16 protein-coding genes are annotated in these 19,108 nt (G+C 35.9%); 7 read left to right on the top strand and 9 right to left on the bottom strand.

The features are described from left to right. Nucleotides 1-175 precede the first annotated feature (175 nt). The 4 genes from CQ058_RS16050 to entC all read left to right on the top strand — a co-directional run bounded on the left by CQ058_RS16050 (nucleotide 176) and on the right by entC (nucleotide 5,300). Complete coding sequence (locus tag CQ058_RS16050) at nucleotides 176-1,279, top strand: efflux RND transporter periplasmic adaptor subunit (RefSeq protein ID WP_002010766.1); 1,104 nt, start codon at nucleotides 176-178, stop codon at nucleotides 1,277-1,279. After that, nucleotides 1,276-1,950 (top strand): ABC transporter ATP-binding protein, encoded by a 675-nt coding sequence (locus CQ058_RS16055; RefSeq protein WP_002188403.1) that lies wholly within the window; start codon nucleotides 1,276-1,278, stop codon nucleotides 1,948-1,950. Before CQ058_RS16050 ends, CQ058_RS16055 begins: the two co-directional genes overlap by 4 nt. 26 nt (nucleotides 1,951-1,976) lie before the next feature. Continuing rightward, nucleotides 1,977-3,128, top strand: a complete 1,152-nt coding sequence (locus CQ058_RS16060) for an ABC transporter permease (RefSeq protein ID WP_002029935.1) — start codon at nucleotides 1,977-1,979, stop codon at nucleotides 3,126-3,128. A 717-nt stretch (nucleotides 3,129-3,845) separates the two neighbouring features. Then, nucleotides 3,846-5,300, top strand: coding sequence for a cell wall-binding protein EntC (gene entC / locus CQ058_RS16065; protein ID WP_105589869.1), 1,455 nt, complete (start codon nucleotides 3,846-3,848; stop codon nucleotides 5,298-5,300). A 54-nt stretch (nucleotides 5,301-5,354) separates the two neighbouring features. On the opposite strand, the gene CQ058_RS16070 is transcribed toward entC, so the two are convergent. From CQ058_RS16070 to CQ058_RS16105, 8 genes are all read right to left on the bottom strand, one after another. After that, nucleotides 5,355-6,278, bottom strand: coding sequence for a HEAT repeat domain-containing protein (locus CQ058_RS16070; protein WP_002188400.1), 924 nt, complete (start codon nucleotides 6,276-6,278; stop codon nucleotides 5,355-5,357). A gap of 107 nt (nucleotides 6,279-6,385) precedes the next feature. Further along, nucleotides 6,386-7,471 (bottom strand): DUF871 domain-containing protein, encoded by a 1,086-nt coding sequence (locus tag CQ058_RS16075; protein WP_105589870.1) that lies wholly within the window; start codon nucleotides 7,469-7,471, stop codon nucleotides 6,386-6,388. Beyond that, nucleotides 7,461-7,739 (bottom strand): hypothetical protein, encoded by a 279-nt coding sequence (locus tag CQ058_RS16080; RefSeq protein ID WP_002087437.1) that lies wholly within the window; start codon nucleotides 7,737-7,739, stop codon nucleotides 7,461-7,463. Before CQ058_RS16080 ends, CQ058_RS16075 begins: the two co-directional genes overlap by 11 nt. Then, the gene (locus CQ058_RS16085; protein ID WP_001013048.1) at nucleotides 7,715-9,025 is read right to left on the bottom strand and encodes a PTS sugar transporter subunit IIC; all 1,311 of its coding nucleotides are present in this window, start codon (nucleotides 9,023-9,025) and stop codon (nucleotides 7,715-7,717) included. The genes CQ058_RS16080 and CQ058_RS16085 overlap by 25 nt, the downstream gene beginning before the upstream one ends. Before the next feature lie 77 nt (nucleotides 9,026-9,102). Continuing rightward, complete coding sequence (locus CQ058_RS16090; protein WP_002188397.1) at nucleotides 9,103-9,408, bottom strand: PTS sugar transporter subunit IIB; 306 nt, start codon at nucleotides 9,406-9,408, stop codon at nucleotides 9,103-9,105. 1 nt (nucleotide 9,409) lies between these two features. Next, nucleotides 9,410-9,730, bottom strand: a complete 321-nt coding sequence (locus CQ058_RS16095; RefSeq protein WP_002188396.1) for a PTS lactose/cellobiose transporter subunit IIA — start codon at nucleotides 9,728-9,730, stop codon at nucleotides 9,410-9,412. Nucleotides 9,731-9,840: 110 nt separating this feature from the next. Further along, complete coding sequence (locus CQ058_RS16100) at nucleotides 9,841-11,781, bottom strand: BglG family transcription antiterminator (protein ID WP_002188395.1); 1,941 nt, start codon at nucleotides 11,779-11,781, stop codon at nucleotides 9,841-9,843. Between the two features lie 78 nt (nucleotides 11,782-11,859). Then, nucleotides 11,860-12,948, bottom strand: coding sequence for a DUF871 domain-containing protein (locus CQ058_RS16105; protein WP_002125409.1), 1,089 nt, complete (start codon nucleotides 12,946-12,948; stop codon nucleotides 11,860-11,862). A gap of 472 nt (nucleotides 12,949-13,420) precedes the next feature. Between CQ058_RS16105 and CQ058_RS16115 the strand changes: the two genes are divergently transcribed. The 3 genes from CQ058_RS16115 (at nucleotide 13,421) to CQ058_RS16125 (ending at nucleotide 17,959) form a co-directional block, all read left to right on the top strand. Then, on the top strand, nucleotides 13,421-14,623 hold the full coding sequence (locus CQ058_RS16115; RefSeq protein ID WP_002188394.1) for an MFS transporter: 1,203 nt from the start codon (nucleotides 13,421-13,423) through the stop codon (nucleotides 14,621-14,623). 181 nt (nucleotides 14,624-14,804) lie between these two features. After that, nucleotides 14,805-15,794, top strand: a complete 990-nt coding sequence (locus CQ058_RS16120) for an NAD(P)-dependent alcohol dehydrogenase (RefSeq protein WP_105589871.1) — start codon at nucleotides 14,805-14,807, stop codon at nucleotides 15,792-15,794. Between the two features lie 509 nt (nucleotides 15,795-16,303). After that, the gene (locus tag CQ058_RS16125; protein WP_002188391.1) at nucleotides 16,304-17,959 is read left to right on the top strand and encodes a Na/Pi cotransporter family protein; all 1,656 of its coding nucleotides are present in this window, start codon (nucleotides 16,304-16,306) and stop codon (nucleotides 17,957-17,959) included. 35 nt (nucleotides 17,960-17,994) lie between these two features. Here CQ058_RS16125 and CQ058_RS16130 read toward each other — a convergent pair whose 3' ends face one another. After that, nucleotides 17,995-18,993, bottom strand: a complete 999-nt coding sequence (locus CQ058_RS16130; protein ID WP_002169109.1) for a YhdH/YhfP family quinone oxidoreductase — start codon at nucleotides 18,991-18,993, stop codon at nucleotides 17,995-17,997. Nucleotides 18,994-19,108 lie beyond the last annotated feature (115 nt).

Below are 19,108 nucleotides of genomic sequence, written 5' to 3' on the forward strand. Positions count from 1 at the left end.
AGAAAGAAACAACGAGTCAATTCATTTGCTTAAACTAGGACAACCTCCACCTTACATTTACATATCGATACCTTACAAAACTGTAAGGTTATTGTAAGCTAAAACGATTTGTCAGATTCTTCACCTCTTCTATACTTAATGTAGATACTAAAACGAACGAAAAGGTGATAAATAGATGAAGAAGAAAAATAAAGTGTTAATTACTAGTGTAGTAGCGATCGGAATTGCTGCTGGATCATATTTTGCTTTAGCTGGCGGTAGTTCAGAAGTAGCAATGGCATATAGCGGTTATAAAGTTACAGAAAAACAAATTGAAAATGCACAAAAATTTGGCGGCGAAGTTATTCCAAATGGAATTGAAACGATTTCATTTGATCCAACAAAAGGTACGTATGAATTAGCTGTTAAAAAAGGTGACGAAGTGAAAAAAGGGCAGCTTCTATTTAAATATAATGACCCTACTGCTAAACAAGGTGTAACAGAAGCAGAAATGCAAAAGAAAATTGCACAAAAAGAAGTGACATTATATCAAAAACAAATTGATGCAGCGAAACAAAAATTACAAAAAGATAAAAATGCAGGTCTTCCTCAGGAAGCATTAAAGGCATCGGAAGTCGAAGTGCAACAATTAGAATCACAACTTGAAATGAAAAAGTTTGAAGTAGAAAAAGCTGATGAAATGATTAAAGCAGCAAAAGAGAAAGTAAACACACTTTCTGTAACGAGTCCAACCGACGGTGTAATTGATGATATCGTAAAAACTGCTGATGAAAAAACAGGTATGAGTGGCATTACACTTCGTCACGCTGGTCAATTTAAAGTAAAAGGTCAACTTTCTGAATATGAACTTGCTAGTATGAAAGTTGGGCAAGAAGTAACTGTTTCATCAAAAACTGTCGCTGGTAAGACTTGGACAGGAAAAGTAACAGAAATCGGTTCTACACCATTAAAGAGCATGGACGAAAATAAAACTGTTTCTAATTATCAATTCACTGTCACATTAGATAATAGTGAAGAATTACAAAACGGCTTCCATGTTTACGTAACAAGTAAATCTGGCGAAGCAACTGGTACGATTGTTCCGAAAAGCAGCATTGTGAAAAAAGGTGACAAAAATGTTGTCTTCGTTGTAAAAGACGGTAAAGCGAAAGAACAAGCAGTTACTGTTGAATTCGAGACAGATAGCGAAGCAAAAGTTTCTGGAGTGAAAAAAGGAGAGGAAATTATCTCTAAACCTGAAAAAGACTTAAAAGACGGTATGGAGGTTGTCACTCAATGATTAACTTAAAAGGCATCACGAAATCTTTCCAAAATGGTGCAGAGTCCGTTCAAATATTACACGGAATTGATGTAAAACTAAACCAAGGAGAATTCACTTCTATTATGGGACCATCTGGTTCTGGTAAATCAACATTAATGAACATTATCGGTTGCTTAGATAAACCAACGACAGGTGCGTACGAACTAGCTGGTCAAAACATTTCAAACATGTCTGAAACAGAACTTGCACATGTTCGTAATAAAGAGATCGGATTCATATTCCAAAACTTTATGTTATTACCGAGACTTACAGCACTTCAAAATGTAGAACTACCTCTTATTTACGCTGGAGTCGATAAAAAAGAAAGACGTGAGCGCTCATTAGCAGCTTTAACAAAAGTCAGTTTAGCTGATCGTGCTACTCACTTACCAAATGAATTGTCAGGTGGACAAAAGCAGCGTGTCGCAGTCGCACGTGCAATCGTAAATAACCCGAAATTTCTCTTAGCAGATGAACCGACGGGTGCACTTGATACGAAAACAAGTACACAAATTATGGATCTCTTTTACGAATTAAACAAACAAGGCTCAACAATCATTATGATTACCCACGATCGTGAAATTGGGGAAGCGGCAGCACGTCAAATTGTAATTCGTGACGGAAATATCGTCCAAGATTGGAGAGGTTAATTTTGAACACGAGTGAAAATATACGCATGGCCCTTTCCTCTATCTTTGCTCATAAAATGCGTTCTATATTAACAATGCTAGGTATTATTATCGGTATTAGCGCCATTATTACTATCATTTCAATGGGTGATGGTACAAATGCAAAGTTTAAAAAAGAGTTAGGCCAAGGAAAAGATACTGAAGTAACGATTTACTACAACAACCCTGATTATGGAACTGATAGTGCCAAAATCACACCTGATATGCTAAAACGTCTTCAAACTGTACCAGGCGTTAAAGATGTTTATCCAGATGTAAGTATGAAAGTAAAAGCATCTTCTGGTTCAAAAGATGTCTCTCTTGATTTAAAAGGTGGAACAGGCGCCTTTATGACAGATTCGAAAATAAAATTAGTTCACGGTCGTGAATTAAACGACAGCGAATTAAACCAAGCAATTCCTGCTGTTATATTAAATGAAGAAGCTTTCAACAAATTATTTAGTGGTTGGGAATCAAATCTATACACAGATGTAAAAGGAAAGCCGTATAAAATAGTCGGTGTATACGAAACGAAAAACGAATTTGGAATGGCTATGCCTGAAGGTTATACATCTCTTGAAAACGCGCCTGTCATTTCAGGAGTAAATGAGTATGACTCTGTAAAATTAACAATGACCTCTCCAACAGAACGTAAAAGTGTAGAAAAACAAGCTGTTTCTGTTTTAAACGACATGAAAGCTCCTAAATTCGAGCACAAATTCGAAGCACAGGACTTAGGTGAATTTACGAAGCAATTAGACGAATCCATCGGTATGATGAAAATGGTATTCGGTGGCATTGCCGCTATCTCCTTACTTGTTGGTGGTATCGGTGTAATGAACATCATGCTTGTATCTGTAACAGAACGTACACGTGAGATCGGTATTCGTAAAGCACTTGGTGCAACGCGCGGTAAAGTATTAACACAATTCTTAATTGAATCTTGTATTTTAACAGGTCTCGGTGGTTTCATCGGATTCATGCTTGGTATTTTCTTCGCTTGGATCGTCTCAATCTTTGCCGGATGGCCACTCGTTATCTCAAAAGAACTTGGACTTCTTTCAGTAGGTATCTCAATGCTAATCGGTATTGCATTCGGTTTACTACCAGCAAACAAAGCTGCTAAACTTGATCCAATTGAATGTTTACGATATGAGTAAATAAAAAACGTAGGAGTTTACACTCCTACGTTTTTTATTTTGTTGAAGGCAAATGTAATTTCATCGACGTTTTGACAAAAATAAGAACCTCTAACTTCTATTATATAAAGTGAAACTATAATCAGTGGGGGTTTTGTTCATCCCCCACTGATTATTAGCCTTCACCAATCGGGCTTTTACGGGCAGTTAATCTCCCACCTAACTTCTTTGCTTCAGCCGAATTTTGAGGTGAGGGTTTTACTGCCCACAAATAGCGGGATAATTCTACTGCAACTCGCGAACCAACTCATAACGATATCATCCCTTTAAATCATGTTTCTTCTATTATATATGTTTCATGTTGCGATTATCTTTTTATCCTTGCAACTTTCATTTCGCATTACCACTATCCTACAATCCTATTATTGCAAAAATAATATGTAAAAGAACAAATTCAAGGCGTAATTTTTTCCATACTACAACTTATTTTGTAACAATTATATCTCTATTTCATTAAAATCCCCCCTATATATACGACTTCACACACAAGAAAATTATATTTTCATAACTACATTACGATTCAAATAGTTAAATACCCCTTTTTTGTAACGTTACAGAAACATTTGAGTAACACCACTGATACATTATTAATCTATTAGTAATTAAAAAAGTGTTGATTTTATAAATCGTATGTTCTAATCCCCTCAAAAACGCAAAGAAAACGCTATCAGGATATTAATGGAATTATTACAGAATATTAATGCCTCGTTACGAATGCTTTGTAGTTTTGTGTTTTCCGCAAATAAGAAAATAATGGTTGCTATAATGAGGTCAACGAAAACAAATGCAATGGAGGCTATTATGAAAAAATTTATGGGTATAGCAACAGCAGCGGTTTTTGGTCTTGGGATTTTCACAACATCTGCTAAAGCAGAAACAATCGTAACGACTGATGTACTAAATGTACGAGAAAACCCAACTACTGAATCACAAGTTGTCGGAAAGTTATTAGATGGATATAAAGTTAACGTTTTACATACAGAAAACGGATGGTCAAAAGTTAAATTAAATAGTGGTAAAGAGGCTTTCATAAGCGCTGACTACACAAAAGATACTTACTACGTAACAGCAAACGTATTAAACGTACGTGCTGGAGCGAATACAGATTCAGCGATTCTTGGTAAATTGAAAAAAGATGATGTAATCGAAACAACACACCAAGTACAAAATGATTGGATCCAATTTGAATATAACGGCCAAACAGCTTATGTACACATTCCTTACTTAACAGGAAAAGCACCAGTTAAAGTTCAGCCAGTAGTTAAAGCTGAAAAAGTAACTAACGTTCAAGATACAGCTAAAGTTCGTGAAGCAGTTAAAGCCGGGGAAGTAGCTGAAACTCAAGCAAAAGCTAAGGCTCAAGAAGCAACTAAAGCTCGTGAAGCAGCTGAAACTCAAGCAGAAGCTAAGGCTCAAGAAGCGGCTAAAGCTCGTGAAGCAGCTAAAGCTCAAGAAGCAACTGAAGCAGCTAAAGCTCAAGCAGAAGCTAAGGCTCAAGAAGCAGCTAAAGCTCGTGAAGCAGCTAAAGCTCAGGCAGAAGCTGAAGCTCAAGCAGAAGCTAAGGCTCAAGAGGCAGCTAAAGCTCGTGAAGCGGCTAAAGCTCAAGAAGCAGCTAAGGCTCGTGAAGCGGCTAAAGCTCAAGAAGCAGCTGAAGCTCGTGAAGCGGCTAAAGCCGGGGAGGCAGCTGAAGCTCGTGAAGCAGCTAAGGCTCAAGAGGCAGCTAAAGCTCAAGAGGCAGCTAAAGCTCGTGAAGCGGCTAAAGCTCAAAAACCAGCTACACAACAACCTGTTGCGAAAGAAACTGAAACAAGTGCACCATCTTCTTCTCGTGAATTAAGAGTTGTAGCAACAGCTTACACAGCAGATCCACTTGAAAATGGTTACAAAGCAGGAGACCAAGTAAAATCAGCTATGGGTCATAACTTAACAGCTAATCCAAACATGAAACTAATTGCAGTTGATCCAAGTGTAATTCCATTAGGTTCAAAAGTATGGGTTGAAGGTTACGGAGTAGCAATCGCTGGTGATACTGGTGGAGCTATTAAAGGAAATAAAATTGACGTTTTAATGCCAGATAAAGGTACATCAAGTAACTGGGGACGTAAAACAGTTACAGTGAAAATTTTAAACTAATTATTAAAAAAAGAGTTAGTCTCATTATTGAGGCTAACTCTTTTTTTATGATTCTTACACTCTTTCTTTCTCTTGAAAGTAACTAATATTATCCCGAATCCATTTTCTCTCTGACATAAACAAGTTTCCTCGTTTTTTATATACTTTATCAAATGTCTTTAAAACTTCTTCATGAGTAGCAAACTTATGTAAGAAACGAAGAGCAATGACGATCTCTGATTCATCGGTAGGTACTACTTCATTTTTACGTCTTCTAGAAACAATCTTATTCACACGTTCACAAATTGGCTTAATCGCCCTTTCGTCTCCATATGCATAAATAGCTCGAACAGCCTCGTATTTCACCATAATATTTCTATCCTTTAAAGCTTCAATATAAACTATTTGTAAGTCCGCTCCCCCTATTTTTGCTAACACTTCAATAACGGTTGAACGAACATAAGCACTATCCCTATATAAAAGCTTTGTTAATGGAAGAATCGATTGATTTGTTCCAATCTCAAGCAAAGTATAACAAATATTTGTAATCTCATCTTTATTTTCTTCAGCAGCTAGTAACTTTAGTAAAGCACTTTCCGCTTCTAATGATTTATATAACTTTAAGGAAGAAATAGCCCAAGAACGAACTTCATCGTTTTTATGATAAATATAAGGAATAATTTTATTTGTATTACTTACTTCTGGCAATGTATAAATATTACTAAGCATTTCACTTAACAGAGTCGGACTTTCTTCACATTCCAAACGATCTATAAGATAATCAGCGCTACAGATTTCTTTCGTATTTATAGCGAATTTCGTCATTAAATAATAAATATTTTTCTTCATAGATACCTTCTTGGTTTTGACTATCTTCTGCTGTAAATAAGGAAAAGCTAATAGGTCAGTTAGCTCTTTTGCTTCATCATACGCACGATGCCAAATCTCTGTTTCTGCATCCGCCATCCTCCTTAATAAATCATCTATATACTCTTCCATCTCCTTCTCCCCCGTCCAAGTTAAATCTATCCCTTTGAATTCTATATACGATAGACTACTATTTCAACAGAAAAAAGAGGATGCTATAGCATCCTCTCTTACCTTCCCTATTCCACACAAGTAAACTGTGTCCAAGCTCCTACATAATCTAGTAAGAATAACTCTTCTTCTGCAATTGTACCGACAATATTTTTCCGTTCATCTATTGTCATTTCTTTCAGAATGATTTGTAGTTCACCTTTATACTTTCCGAATAGGTTATTACCAATTACAACTTGCCCTCTTTCCTGTCGTACACTTTCGCGCACTGGGAAGTCATAGTCTTTGTACTTTTTACGTACTTCTGTAGAACGTACCATATACTCTGTTATGTCACCGCGTCTTACGTGTAATTCTTGCAGTGTCGCTCTCTTCTCTACTTCAGTCGCTTCGTCTACAAATTGTACCTTTAGCTGTAACATGTAACGATTTAAGGTTCCTAGTTTCTCTAACTCTTCTTCACTCGCATAAGCATTTCCGATAATAACATCATCAATAAGCCCTGTTGCCCATAAATGTTTCGCTTGTACTTCAATTGGTAAGTTACGATGTTGTTCTAACGTACATAATCCGTCATTAATATCCCATGGACCGATGTCAGCTGCATGTGATGTAATAAAGGCTGCACTACGAATACCATGCTTTTTGAAGCGTTCACTACAGCGAATGAAATAATCATACGGAAGACCAGTGAATTTTTGCGGATAAAAATTGTGACAACCAATTAAAGCTGATTTATTCGCTTGATGCGAAAGGATATTTTCTAAATAGGCAATATCATTACTTACATTCAGCTCAATTTTTAAACCATATGGATTATTCGTCATTTTCGCTTCTGTTAACCCGTCAAACCCTACATCTAAACGAATTCCATCCGCGCCTAGCTCTGCAAAGAACGATAGATCACTATAACTAACACCAAGTTGATCGAATACAGCTGGAGCTACATCTAAAATAACTTCCATATTGTTATCTTTTGCATGATTAATAATTTCTTTAAATTCAGCTACAATTTCTTCTTTCGGACGATTAACAGACAGTAAACAAGTGAATATTCTTGAAAAACCGTGGCGTGCCGCTGCCGAAATGTATGCCATATCTTGTTCTTTCGTTGAATGCTCTGGATAAAGTGAAATTCCTAATTTACGCTCCATGCTTTTGCATCTCCTTCACACGTTGTATTAATGCCATGCTCGTAAATCTATATTTTGCAGATAAACATGTTGCACATAAAATCGTTGGTACGATTATAAAGTACGGTGATTCTAAACTAAATGCCACATAAGCTCCCATTGAACATCCAATAAATAATATCGACACAAGTAGTAAAACTAATAGCGATTTACTTTGTACCCATTTTGAATAATGTGCAATACACTGCCCCGCCACGAATGTAATTAAGATGATAATTGCTCCGAGCATTCTGTTTTCTCCTCTCCTGCTAATTGTTGCTTCTCATACATTTTGAAGAATGGATAGTAAATAACGAATGAGATAACAAAGTTAACAAGTACAAGTACACCAGCCATAATTGTCCAGTCCGTACTAATAATCGCTGCAATTGGCGCTAACATCGTAAATGGCAGCTTCGCCATCATGAGCGGAATCATACCTGAAACAACTGCGAAATATGATACCGTCGTTGTAACTAACGGTGTAATAACGAATGGAATAATTAAGATCGGGTTCATTACAATTGGTGCCCCGAAAATAATTGGCTCGTTAATATTGAATAATCCTGGTACGAATGATAATCTACCTAACTCTTTTAAGAACTTAGATTTAGAGAACATAAACATAATTACTAAAGCTAACGTTGAGCCTGATCCACCGATCCATACGAACCATTGAATAAATTGCTCTGTAAATAAGTTTGGTAACTGATGTGCATTTCCTGTAGCCGTGAACACTTCCATATTTTCAAGAATTGCTGAATCCCACATCGGACGGATGATTGGTCCTAAAATCGCTGGGCCATGTATACCGAACGACCAGAAGAACACGATTAAGAATACTGTTAATAAACCGCCGAATAAATTATTTCCTACTAATACTGATTTTAATGGTGCGATTAAATATGTGATTGTTGTGTTTACATCAAATTTCAAACCGTAACGAATACCCCAGAATAAAAGAATAACTACTAAAGTTGGAATTAATGCTGCAAACGAGTTTGCAACTGCTGGTGGTACACTATCTGGTAATTTAATCGAAATATTATGCTTAATCATAAAGTGATAAATTTCTACTGCAATTAATGCTGTAACAATTGCTCCGAATAAAGAAGTTGCACTTAATGTTCCTACTGAAATATATCTACCTGCATCAATAACACCTGGTACAGCTTTTGTTATTTGAATTGGTTCAACTGATGCTAGTAAAAAGGCGAGTACAGATAATAATCCTGCACTTAATTGATTGAGCTGATAAAAGTTCGCGAGTGAAGCCCCTACCCCAAACGCTGCATATAATGCCATTAATCCTACTGTAAATCGGAATGGAATATCTAAAATATGGCGAAACGGTGCAATCCACTCCATATATGCATCAATTGGTAAATTTAAAAAGATAACGAAAAATGATCCGACAATCGTTAACGGTAACGTAGAAATAACTCCGTTTCGAATTGCTAATAAATGTCGTTGCCCCGCAATCTTTTGCGTTGTCGGCATAATCTTCTGTTCCATAAAGCTCATAAAACCATTCATCGATAACCCTCCCTATGTTCAATGTGGCAAAACTTAAAAGTTATAACATTATAATGTTTATATTTAAAAAAATATAATTACGCTAAAATTAATTGTTCTGCTTGCTTAAGTACTTTCAAACCATCACACATGCCATAATCTCGTTGTTCTATAATTGCAACTGGTATATCGTATGATTTCGCAAGAAACTCTACCGCTGGAAACAAATACTTCACCTGTGGTCCAATTAAAACAACATCAGCATTTTTCATTTCCAGTTTCACAAGTTCTGAATCGACTGCTTTAATTTTATAATCCTTCCCTTGTTTCTTTGCCTCTTCTTGCATTTTTCTTACAACCATACTCGTTGACATACCTGCCGCGCAACATAATAAAATGTACATATTACACTGTCACTTTCTCTTCCACTCGTTTATGAAGAGTAATAAATTCTTCAGCAAGTTCTTTCACTGTAATGGCATTCATTAAATGATCTTGTGCATGCACTAATAATAAACTTATTTCTGCATGATTGCCTCTTGCTTCTTCTTGAATTAAATTCGTTTGAATACGATGAGCGGATGATATTTCCTCACTAGCAAGTGTCATCTTTTCACTCGCATTCTCAAAATCTCCTTGTCTTGCAAAAGCGATTGCTTCAAGTGCCGCGCTTCTCGCGTTGCCACCATGTAAAATTAACGCAAATGGAGTTTGCATATCAGTCATTTAAAATTCCCCCAAGTTATGTTTTTTCTATATTTTTATCTTATTATGAAAACGCATACAATTAAACATAAAAAACTTCCGTTGTGTAACGGAAGTTTTAATATACTTTTTCATAATGATAGTAAGATTTCTTGAAAATCATCAACAGCTTGAGCCTGATGCAATTTTTCTATTATAGTTTGACTAGACATAATATCATATAAAAAATCATAAAGCTTTTGTAAATCTTCATTATTATTGCGCTTCACACTAAATATAATAATAACTTGTACTTTTTTATCTCCCCAGTCAATCGCCTTATCGAGTGTACAAAACATCAAAAATGTCGTATCGCTTAATAATTGCATCGGATGCGGAATTGCCACTAAGTTTCCAACCGCTGTAGGAGATGTGTTCTCTCTCTCCATAACAGAAGCATAAAAGTTTGCGGGTACATAGTTTTTCTCAGCAGCTTTCTCACATAAAAACTGAATAACCTCCTCTTTCGTAGAAGCACTACGATTTAAGAAGATCAAATCTTCCTTAATATATTGCTGCATACTATCATTCACATGTGTAAATAACTGCTTACCAATTGATTTAATCTCTTTATCATCAAATATTGAGTTTACCTTTATAACCGGAACAGGCAAACCACTCGGTATATGAATCGTACTAATAATACAATCTATTTTATCTTTATAAAGATCTTCCACTTTCAATTGATAGTACCCTGTAATACCTACAATCTCTAGTTTATCTCGGAAATGTGATAGAATTTTATATTTCAGTAGTTGTGCACTCCCTTGACCAGTTGCACAAACTAATAAACATCTTTTCTTTTGATTATTTTCCTGCAAGCGGCTCATCGCCCCACCAAAGTGAATGGCAATATAACCAATCTCACTCTCTGGAATGGATTCACCCGTATATTCACCAATTATATCTCCAACGAGAACTGCAATTTCAAAGGCATATGGATAATTCTTTTTCACTTCTGCCAAAAGAGGATTTCTCGTATTTAACTTATATTTCAAACGATTTAATAACGTTTTTAAATGAACACCAAAACCAAATAATAATTCTTCATCGTAATAAAAAGTAAGATTCCGTTCTTCCGCTACTTTGAAAAGAATATGCTGCATGAATGCATATACGTCTTTCCCTAATAGCTCTTCCACATTTTCATAGCGATCTCTCGCTGTAACAGCAGTACTTAATAAATGCATCGTCACATATAAAATTTCTTCTTCTGGAAATTGAAGTTTTAGCTCTTCCCCTAAATTCCCTAAAATCTGTTTCGCAATTTTATATTCTTTCTTTATTATAAGTTCAGATTCCTCTACATGTAGTGCTTGAATGTAATGATCATCCCTGCATCTCTTTAAAGCAATCGCAATATGAATTGATAAATTATCAATTTCTATATCTGATAAATATATCGTTCCTCCCTCGATATACTTTAGTATAACTGAGCGGATGAGAGAAATATGGGGTAACGATAAATATGTGTCCGTCTGCTCATAGTTCTCATGAAACGGAGTATGGTCATAACGTGGCAAACCATATTGTGATAAACAAGAACGAATATTAAATTCTTCTCCTACAATACGTATACCATAATATGGTCTTTTTTCAATTTGTAACTCATAGCGACTACAAATATCCGTAACATCTTTCATAATTAAGTTTACAGTAGATTTACTCACATAAATCTCTTCCGCTAGCTGTGAAAGCTTCACATACCCATCTGTCGTTAAAATACGGTGTAAAATATAAGCTACTCTTTCTTCATAAGAAGTTGGAATCTTTTCTGTCTGTTTTTGAAATACATTTACGCAAAAATCTTCAAACTTCTTAGTTTGTATAATTTCTAGTTCGTACCCATTCCCTCTTTGTGATTCAATTTTCGCTCCGTGTTCTTCCAATATATCATTTAATAATTTTATATCCTTTTGAATCGTCTTCGTTGATACGTGTAAACGGCTCGCTAAAAAAGCTCGATTTAACATCGATTTCTCTTCTAAAAACTCCTCTAAAATGGAAATTAATCGCTGATGCACTTTTGTCATAGCTCTTCCTCTCGCTCTTTATATAAAAGGGAAAAAGCCACTGAAATCAGTAGTTTTTTCCCTTTTATCCCGCGTTCATTATTTCTTTAGCGTAAATCCAAACTTATCCCAAGCTTGTAAATAATCTAATAAGAAGATTTCTTCCTCTATAATTCGACCAACTACATTTGTTTTTCCTGTATTCACCATATCTTTTAAAGCAATTTGCAATTCACCTTTATATTGGCCATATTGCTCATTATCAATTAAAAGATCGCCACGCTTAATTTCACGCGTATTATGCGGTTTAAACTCTTCTTTTTTATATTTCACACGACTTTGTGTAGAACGAATCATATATTCAGATACATCCCCGCGATAAAAATGAGGTTCTTCTAATACGATAATTCTTTCTAAATCTGTTGTTGTATCGTATAGTTCTATATCAAATGTTTGTTTCTCTTTATTTAACGCACCTAGTGCTTGTAATTCTTCTTCTGAAGCATAAGCATTCGCAATAATAACATCATCAATTAATTCTGTTGCAAACAAATGCTTCGCCTGTGTTGTCATCGGTAATTCGCGATGCTGCTCTAACGTACATAACCCTTCTGTTACTGGCCAAGGTCCATATGTTGCATCGAATGATGAAATAAAAGCAGCTGTTCTCATACCGTAATCTTTAAATTGTTTCGAGCATTTAATAAAATGATCGTATGATAATCCTGAATAACGATGCGGATAGAAATTATGACAGCCAATTAAATTTTCACGATTTGGTCTATGACTCATAATGTTATCTACATACTTCGTACCGTTACTCATATTAATCTCAATTTTTAAACCGTATGGATTGTACGTCATAATCGATTCTTCTAATCCTGAGAAACCAACATCTAAACGAATACCGTAAGCACCTAGTTCATGGAAAAACGATAAATCATTATAAGAAATACCTAGTTGCTCAAAAACAGACGGACTAATATCAACCAATACTTGGAACCCTAATGCATTCGCATGAGAAATTATTTCTTTAAACTCTTCTACAATCTTCTCTTTTTCGCCATCTACAGATAATAAACATGTGAATACACGTGTAAATCCGTATTTACTTGCTAATGTTACATACTCTTTATCTTTCTCTACTGTCGAATGTTCTGGATAAATAGAAATACCTAATCGTCTCATATGTACACGCCTCTTTCTTCATCATATTGTAAACCCTTTCAAATATATGTAGCGAAAAAGTATGTATCCCCTTCTCTTCCACTACAATTTGAATCCGCTTTCTTTAAAGAAAAAACAATTTCTATCATTCATAACAACTACTAGTCTATACATCTATACTTTACATCTTTTTTTCATAGTTGTGTAGTCTTTCCACAAATTTGTCAGTTTTTTTGCCTTGAAAATTGTTATACGTTTTCAAGGCACCTTCCTTGACTGTTACGTTGACCACTACATATACTCGAAAGAACAGAGATAAAGTGAAACTTTAATCAGTGGGGGTATTGTTCATCCCCCACTGATTATTAGTTGAACCAATCGGGCTTTAACGGACAGCAGGGCTCCCACCTAACTTCTTTGCTCCAACCAAATTTTGAGGTGAGAGTCTTACTGCCCGTTAACGCGGGAAAACTTTTATATAGGGGATGAATATATGGGAGAGGCAGTACTCGTAAAACGAGAACCGTTATGGACAAAAGAGTTTATTGCGCTAATTCTAGCAAACTTATGTATGTTTTTAGGATTTCAAATGTTAATTCCAACTTTACCTGTTTATGTGAAAGAAATTGGGGGCACAAGTTCAAATATCGGATTCGTTGTCGGCATGTTTACCGTTGCAGCACTTTTTATTAGGCCGCTAACTGGAAATGCCTTGCAGAAATTCAACAAAAAAATCATTTTAATGATCGGTACCGCTATTTGTTTACTCGCTATGGGCAGTTATCTTTTCGCTTCAACCGTTTTCCTATTGCTTGCCGTTCGAATTTTACACGGAGCTGGTTTTGGTATTACAACGACTACATACGGAACTGTCGTTTCAGATTTAATTCCGCAAGCTCGCCGCGGTGAAGGCATGGGATATTTCGGTCTTTCTGGAACTATCGCCATGGCGCTCGGTCCCCTTATCGGACTTTGGCTTATGCAAGCATATGACTTCACGATTCTTTTTTTATGTGCACTTTCATGCACAATAGTTTCATTAATATTAACGAAACTACTTCAAATCAAAAAATCGCCGCAACCACCACAGCAAACATCTGGTACCTTTCTCGATGGATTTATTGAGCGTAAAGCTTTACTTCCTTCATTATTAATATTATGTATTACATTAATGTACGGGGGAATTGGGAGCTTTATCACATTATTTGCTACAGAAGTCGGGATTGCTGATATCAGTCTCTTCTTTTTATTTAATGCACTTGCAATCGCTGTAACTCGCCCGTTTTCTGGAAGATTATATGATACGAAAGGCCATACATTCGTCATCATTCCAGGAGTTATTATTACGTTTACAGGTATTATCTTGCTGTCGTATACAACTACAATTCCGAGTTTAATTATTGCCGCAGCGTGCTACGGCAGTGGTTTCGGAGCAATTCAACCGGCACTACAAGCATGGATGATTGACCGAGTAGCACCGCACCGGAGAGGAGTAGCAACAGCAACATTCTTCTCAGCATTTGATCTTGGAATTGGTGCTGGAGCGATTATTTTTGGATTCATTGCACACTTTACCAACTATGCAACTGTATATCGATATTCCTCTCTATTACTTATCGCTTTTCTTTTCATTTACATCACAAGCTTACGGAAGCAAAAACAGGGGGATAAAACAAAAGAAAAAGCCGTTGGGTAATGCTAATTGGTTCTTTTTCGAAGTACTTGGACCAAAAAATCATGTATACACATTTGTAAAAAGCAGTGGATTCCTAAAAAAATCACACTGCTTTTTGCATTGTATTGAAGAGTGAACCGCTGTTCTATTTATTCATGTTGTTCGTATGATATTAATATAGAACGAATTGGAGGAAATATTAATGAAAGCAATAGTGTACACAAAATACGGTCTCCCCGACGTTCTTCAACTGAAAGAGATAGAAAAACCTGCTCCTAAGGACAATGAAATACTAGTAAAAATAAAAGCGACAACCGTAACAGCAGGAGATATTCGCTCACGAAGTTTTACGGTTCCCTCTTCTGTTTGGCTACCCGCTCGAATCGCACTTGGATTTAAGCAACCGAAAAAACAAATACTCGGAATGGAATTGGCTGGTGAAGTTGAATCGGTAGGAAAAGACGTCACACGATTTAAAAAAGGAGACCAAGTTTTTGCAGCTACCCAAGTAAATTTTGGTTCTTATGCTGAGTATATTTGTCTACCTGAAGGTGGAGCAGTGTGCATGAAGCCCTCCAATATATCCTATGAAGAAGCCGCAGCCATCCCAATTGGAGCACGTACAGCTTTGTTTTTCCTTAGGAAAGCTAACGTTCAAAGCGGTCAAAACATTCTTATTTACGGAGCTTCTGGAAGTGTCGGAAGTTATGCAGTACAAATTTCCAAGTATTTCGGCGCAACAGTTACAGGTGTGTGCAGTAGCTCCAATTTAGAATTGGTCAAATCTCTAGGAGCTGACGAAGTAATTGATTACACCACAAAAAATTTTTCTACTACAGACGAAACTTATGATGTTATCTTTGAAGCGGTAAACAGGAGCCCCTTTTCAGAGTGTATTAAAATGTTAAAGGAAGATGGTACCTATATAAATATCGTTGAACCGTTACCAAGTGCTCAAATGCTCTGGACTAAATTGACAAGTCGCGTGAAACTCATATTAAGTCAAAACGCACCTGAAACTTCCGAAGCATTAAATTTCCTTAAAGAACTTGTTGAGAACGGTAAAATAAAAGTGGTCATTGATAGGCAATACACTTTTGAGGAAATTATTGAAGCTCACATATATGTTGAAAAAGGACATAAGAAGGGCAATGTCGTCATAACTATGGAGCATAATGACGATTCTAAATAAAGAAAAAACACTTTGCATAATTGTTAAAATGCAAAGCACCGAAAGTTTTTAACATAAAAAAGCAGAGCAAATTCATATGCGAATTGCTCTTTTTTATTGTTGCGAGCATCTCAAAAGAAAACAGTTTATAATAATTTAATCGTTTTTTACTTTCATTAAATAAATCCATTTCAAACCTCCCCCGTTTCCCTACATATTTTTCTAACTTTAATCAAAAAATATGCAAAGAACCATCATCATAACAAAATAAAATTCCAATCCGCATACCCAGTTGGGTAGTTTCTCTTCACCTATTTTTACTATCAATAAATAGTGTGATAAATGTGACTTCTTCACAAAATAGTCATATACCATGCATGAAAACCAATTAAATCCAGGTGTTTCTTTAAAGAATTGTAAACTTTTTATCACTTTGTAAATTTAGTGTAAATTTTACAGACAAACCGTTTACAGTGCCTCAAGGTTTAGTTAATAATTACATCGTACATGAAATTTAAGGAGTGGAATGCGTGGAATACAATATTCAAGATATGATCTTCCAGTTCATTGGTGGATTAGGTATTTTCTTATTCGGGATTAAATACATGGGCGATGGACTGCAACAAGCAGCTGGAGATCGTCTTCGCGATATTCTAGATCGTTTTACAACAAATCCTCTTATGGGTGTACTAGCAGGTATGTTAGTTACTGTATTAATTCAATCAAGTTCAGGAACAACCGCTTTAACAGTCGGACTTGTAAGTGCCGGATTTATGACATTAAGACAAGCAATTGGTGTTATTATGGGTGCGAACATCGGAACGACAGTTACTGCATTTATTATCGGAATTAAAATCGGAGAATACGCTCTCCCAATTATGGCAGTTGGAGCAATCTTACTATTCTTCTTTAAAAATAAAAAAGTACATTCTGTAGGTCAAGTTGTATTCGGTTTTGGTATGTTATTCTTCGGTTTAGAATTAATGAGCGCAGGTATGAAACCTCTTCGTTCTTTAGAGTCATTCCAAGAGTTAATGGTTAGCATGAGTGATAATCCAATTTTAGGAATTGTTGTTGGTACAGTCTTCACTTTAATTGTACAAAGTTCAAGTGCGACAATCGGTATTTTACAAGAATTATTCGGTCAAGGTGCAATCGACTTACAAGCTGCCCTTCCTGTATTATTCGGTGATAACATCGGTACGACAATTACAGCAGTATTAGCAGCAATCGGTACTTCAATTGCAGCAAGACGTGCAGCATTAGTTCACGTTATCTTTAATATTATCGGTACCATTATCTTTACGATTATATTAATACCATTTACAAGTTTAATTCAATATTTCCAAACGTCATTAAACTTAAATCCAGAAATGACAATTGCATTTGCACACGGGACGTTTAACGTAACGAATACAATCATTCAGTTCCCATTCATTGCAGTATTAGCATGGATTGTAACAAAACTTATTCGTGGTGAAGATGCATCTATTAACTTCAAACCACAGCATTTAAATCCAATCTTTATTGAACAATCTCCAGCTATTGCTTTAACAGAAGCTCAAAAAGAGATTATCCGTATGGCGGAGTTTTCATTAGATGGATTAAAAGAAGCAAACCAATTTTTAAATACACAGGACAAAAAACACGCGAACATGGCTACTCAATTAGAAGGCGCTATTAACAATTTAGATAAAAAAATTACCGAGTATTTAGTTTTATTATCAGAAAAACCACTTTCACCTACAGATTCTGAGAAGCATTCTGTTTTGGCTGGTGTTGTTGGAGATATTGAACGTGTCGGTGATCATGTAGAAAACCTTGTAGAACTTGTAGATTTCCAAATTTCAAACCGCGTTTCACTATCAGATGAGGCACTAGCTGAATTAAATGAAATGCTTGAATTAACAATTTCAACATTACAAGATGCAATCAATGCTTTAACAAACTTCGATACTGAACTAGCTCAAACTGTTATTGCAAAAGAACGTAAAATCGACCAAATGGAACGTGTTCTTCGCAAACGTCACGTATTACGTCTGAACGAACGTAGCTGTTCAGGTGATGCAAGCATCATCTACGTTGATATGGTAAGTAACTTAGAGCGTATCGGTGATCATGCTGTAAATATTGCTGATGGTGTTTTAGGCGAACAAGGTAAACTAGCAGTAAAACAATCATTATAATTAGAAAAAGAGACGCTAATGTAAGCGTCTCTTTTTTATTTCATCTTTACAACCGTTCTTCCTTTTAGCTTTCCTTGCAATATAAGTGCAAACTTCTCATCTAATTCTTTTAATGTACATTCTTCTGTATAAGATAATAGCTCTGAATTTTTCCACTCACCTGCTAGCAATGCCCACACGTCTCTTCTCACATCTACTGGACATTGAACTGAATCTATTCCTAAAAGGCTAATCCCTCGTAATATGAATGGGTATACACTTGTATTTAATTCATGCCCTGCTACGTTACCACACGTTGTTACACAGCCTCCATACTTAACTACCTTTAAAGAACTTTCTAACATGCTTCCGCCTACGGTATCGACAACCCCAGCGTATATTCCTTTAAGCATCGGTCTTCCTGATTCATCACTCAACTCCGCGCGATGAATCATCTTTTTTGCACCTAAACGTAGCAGCATCTGTTCCTCTTCCATTTTCCCAGTTGATCCTACTACGTTATATCCTAGCTTCGCTAAAATGCTAACTGCTACACTGCCTACTCCGCCCGTAGCACCCGTTACTAAAACATCTCCCATACTAGGCGTAATTCCCGCTCTAATGAGCTTATATACCGATAAGGCAGCTGTAAAACCGGCTGTCCCGTACATCATACTTTCCTTCAAAGACATTTCTTTCGGTAAAGGAACAACCCAAGATGATGGCACGCGAATATATTCTCCGAAACCACCAGAAGTATTCATACCTAAATCATATCCAGTTACAATAACTTGATCGCCTTCCTGAAAGGCGTTATTTTCACTACTAACTACCTCTCCCGCTGCATCGATACCTGGTGTATGAGGATATGTTCTCGTTACACCTTTATTACCAGTAGCTGAAAGGGCATCTTTATAATTTAATGAAGAATAATAAACACGTATTAATACGTCTCCTTCAGGTAAACTATTAATTTCTCTCTCAACAAGATTTCTTTCAAATTGATTATTTTCTTTTTCGTTCACGACAATTGCTCGGAATGATGTATGATTCATTATGCTCTCTCCTTCATCCGTAAAATCTTTCTTTATTATATAAGAAGTATATATACAGCTAATGACATCTTCTTGGCTATATTTCAACAAATCTTACTTCTCTATCACTTTCTCA

The sequence above is a fragment of the Bacillus sp. MYb56 genome (assembly GCF_002976445.1).
GTDB lineage: Bacteria > Bacillota > Bacilli > Bacillales > Bacillaceae_G > Bacillus_A > Bacillus_A mycoides.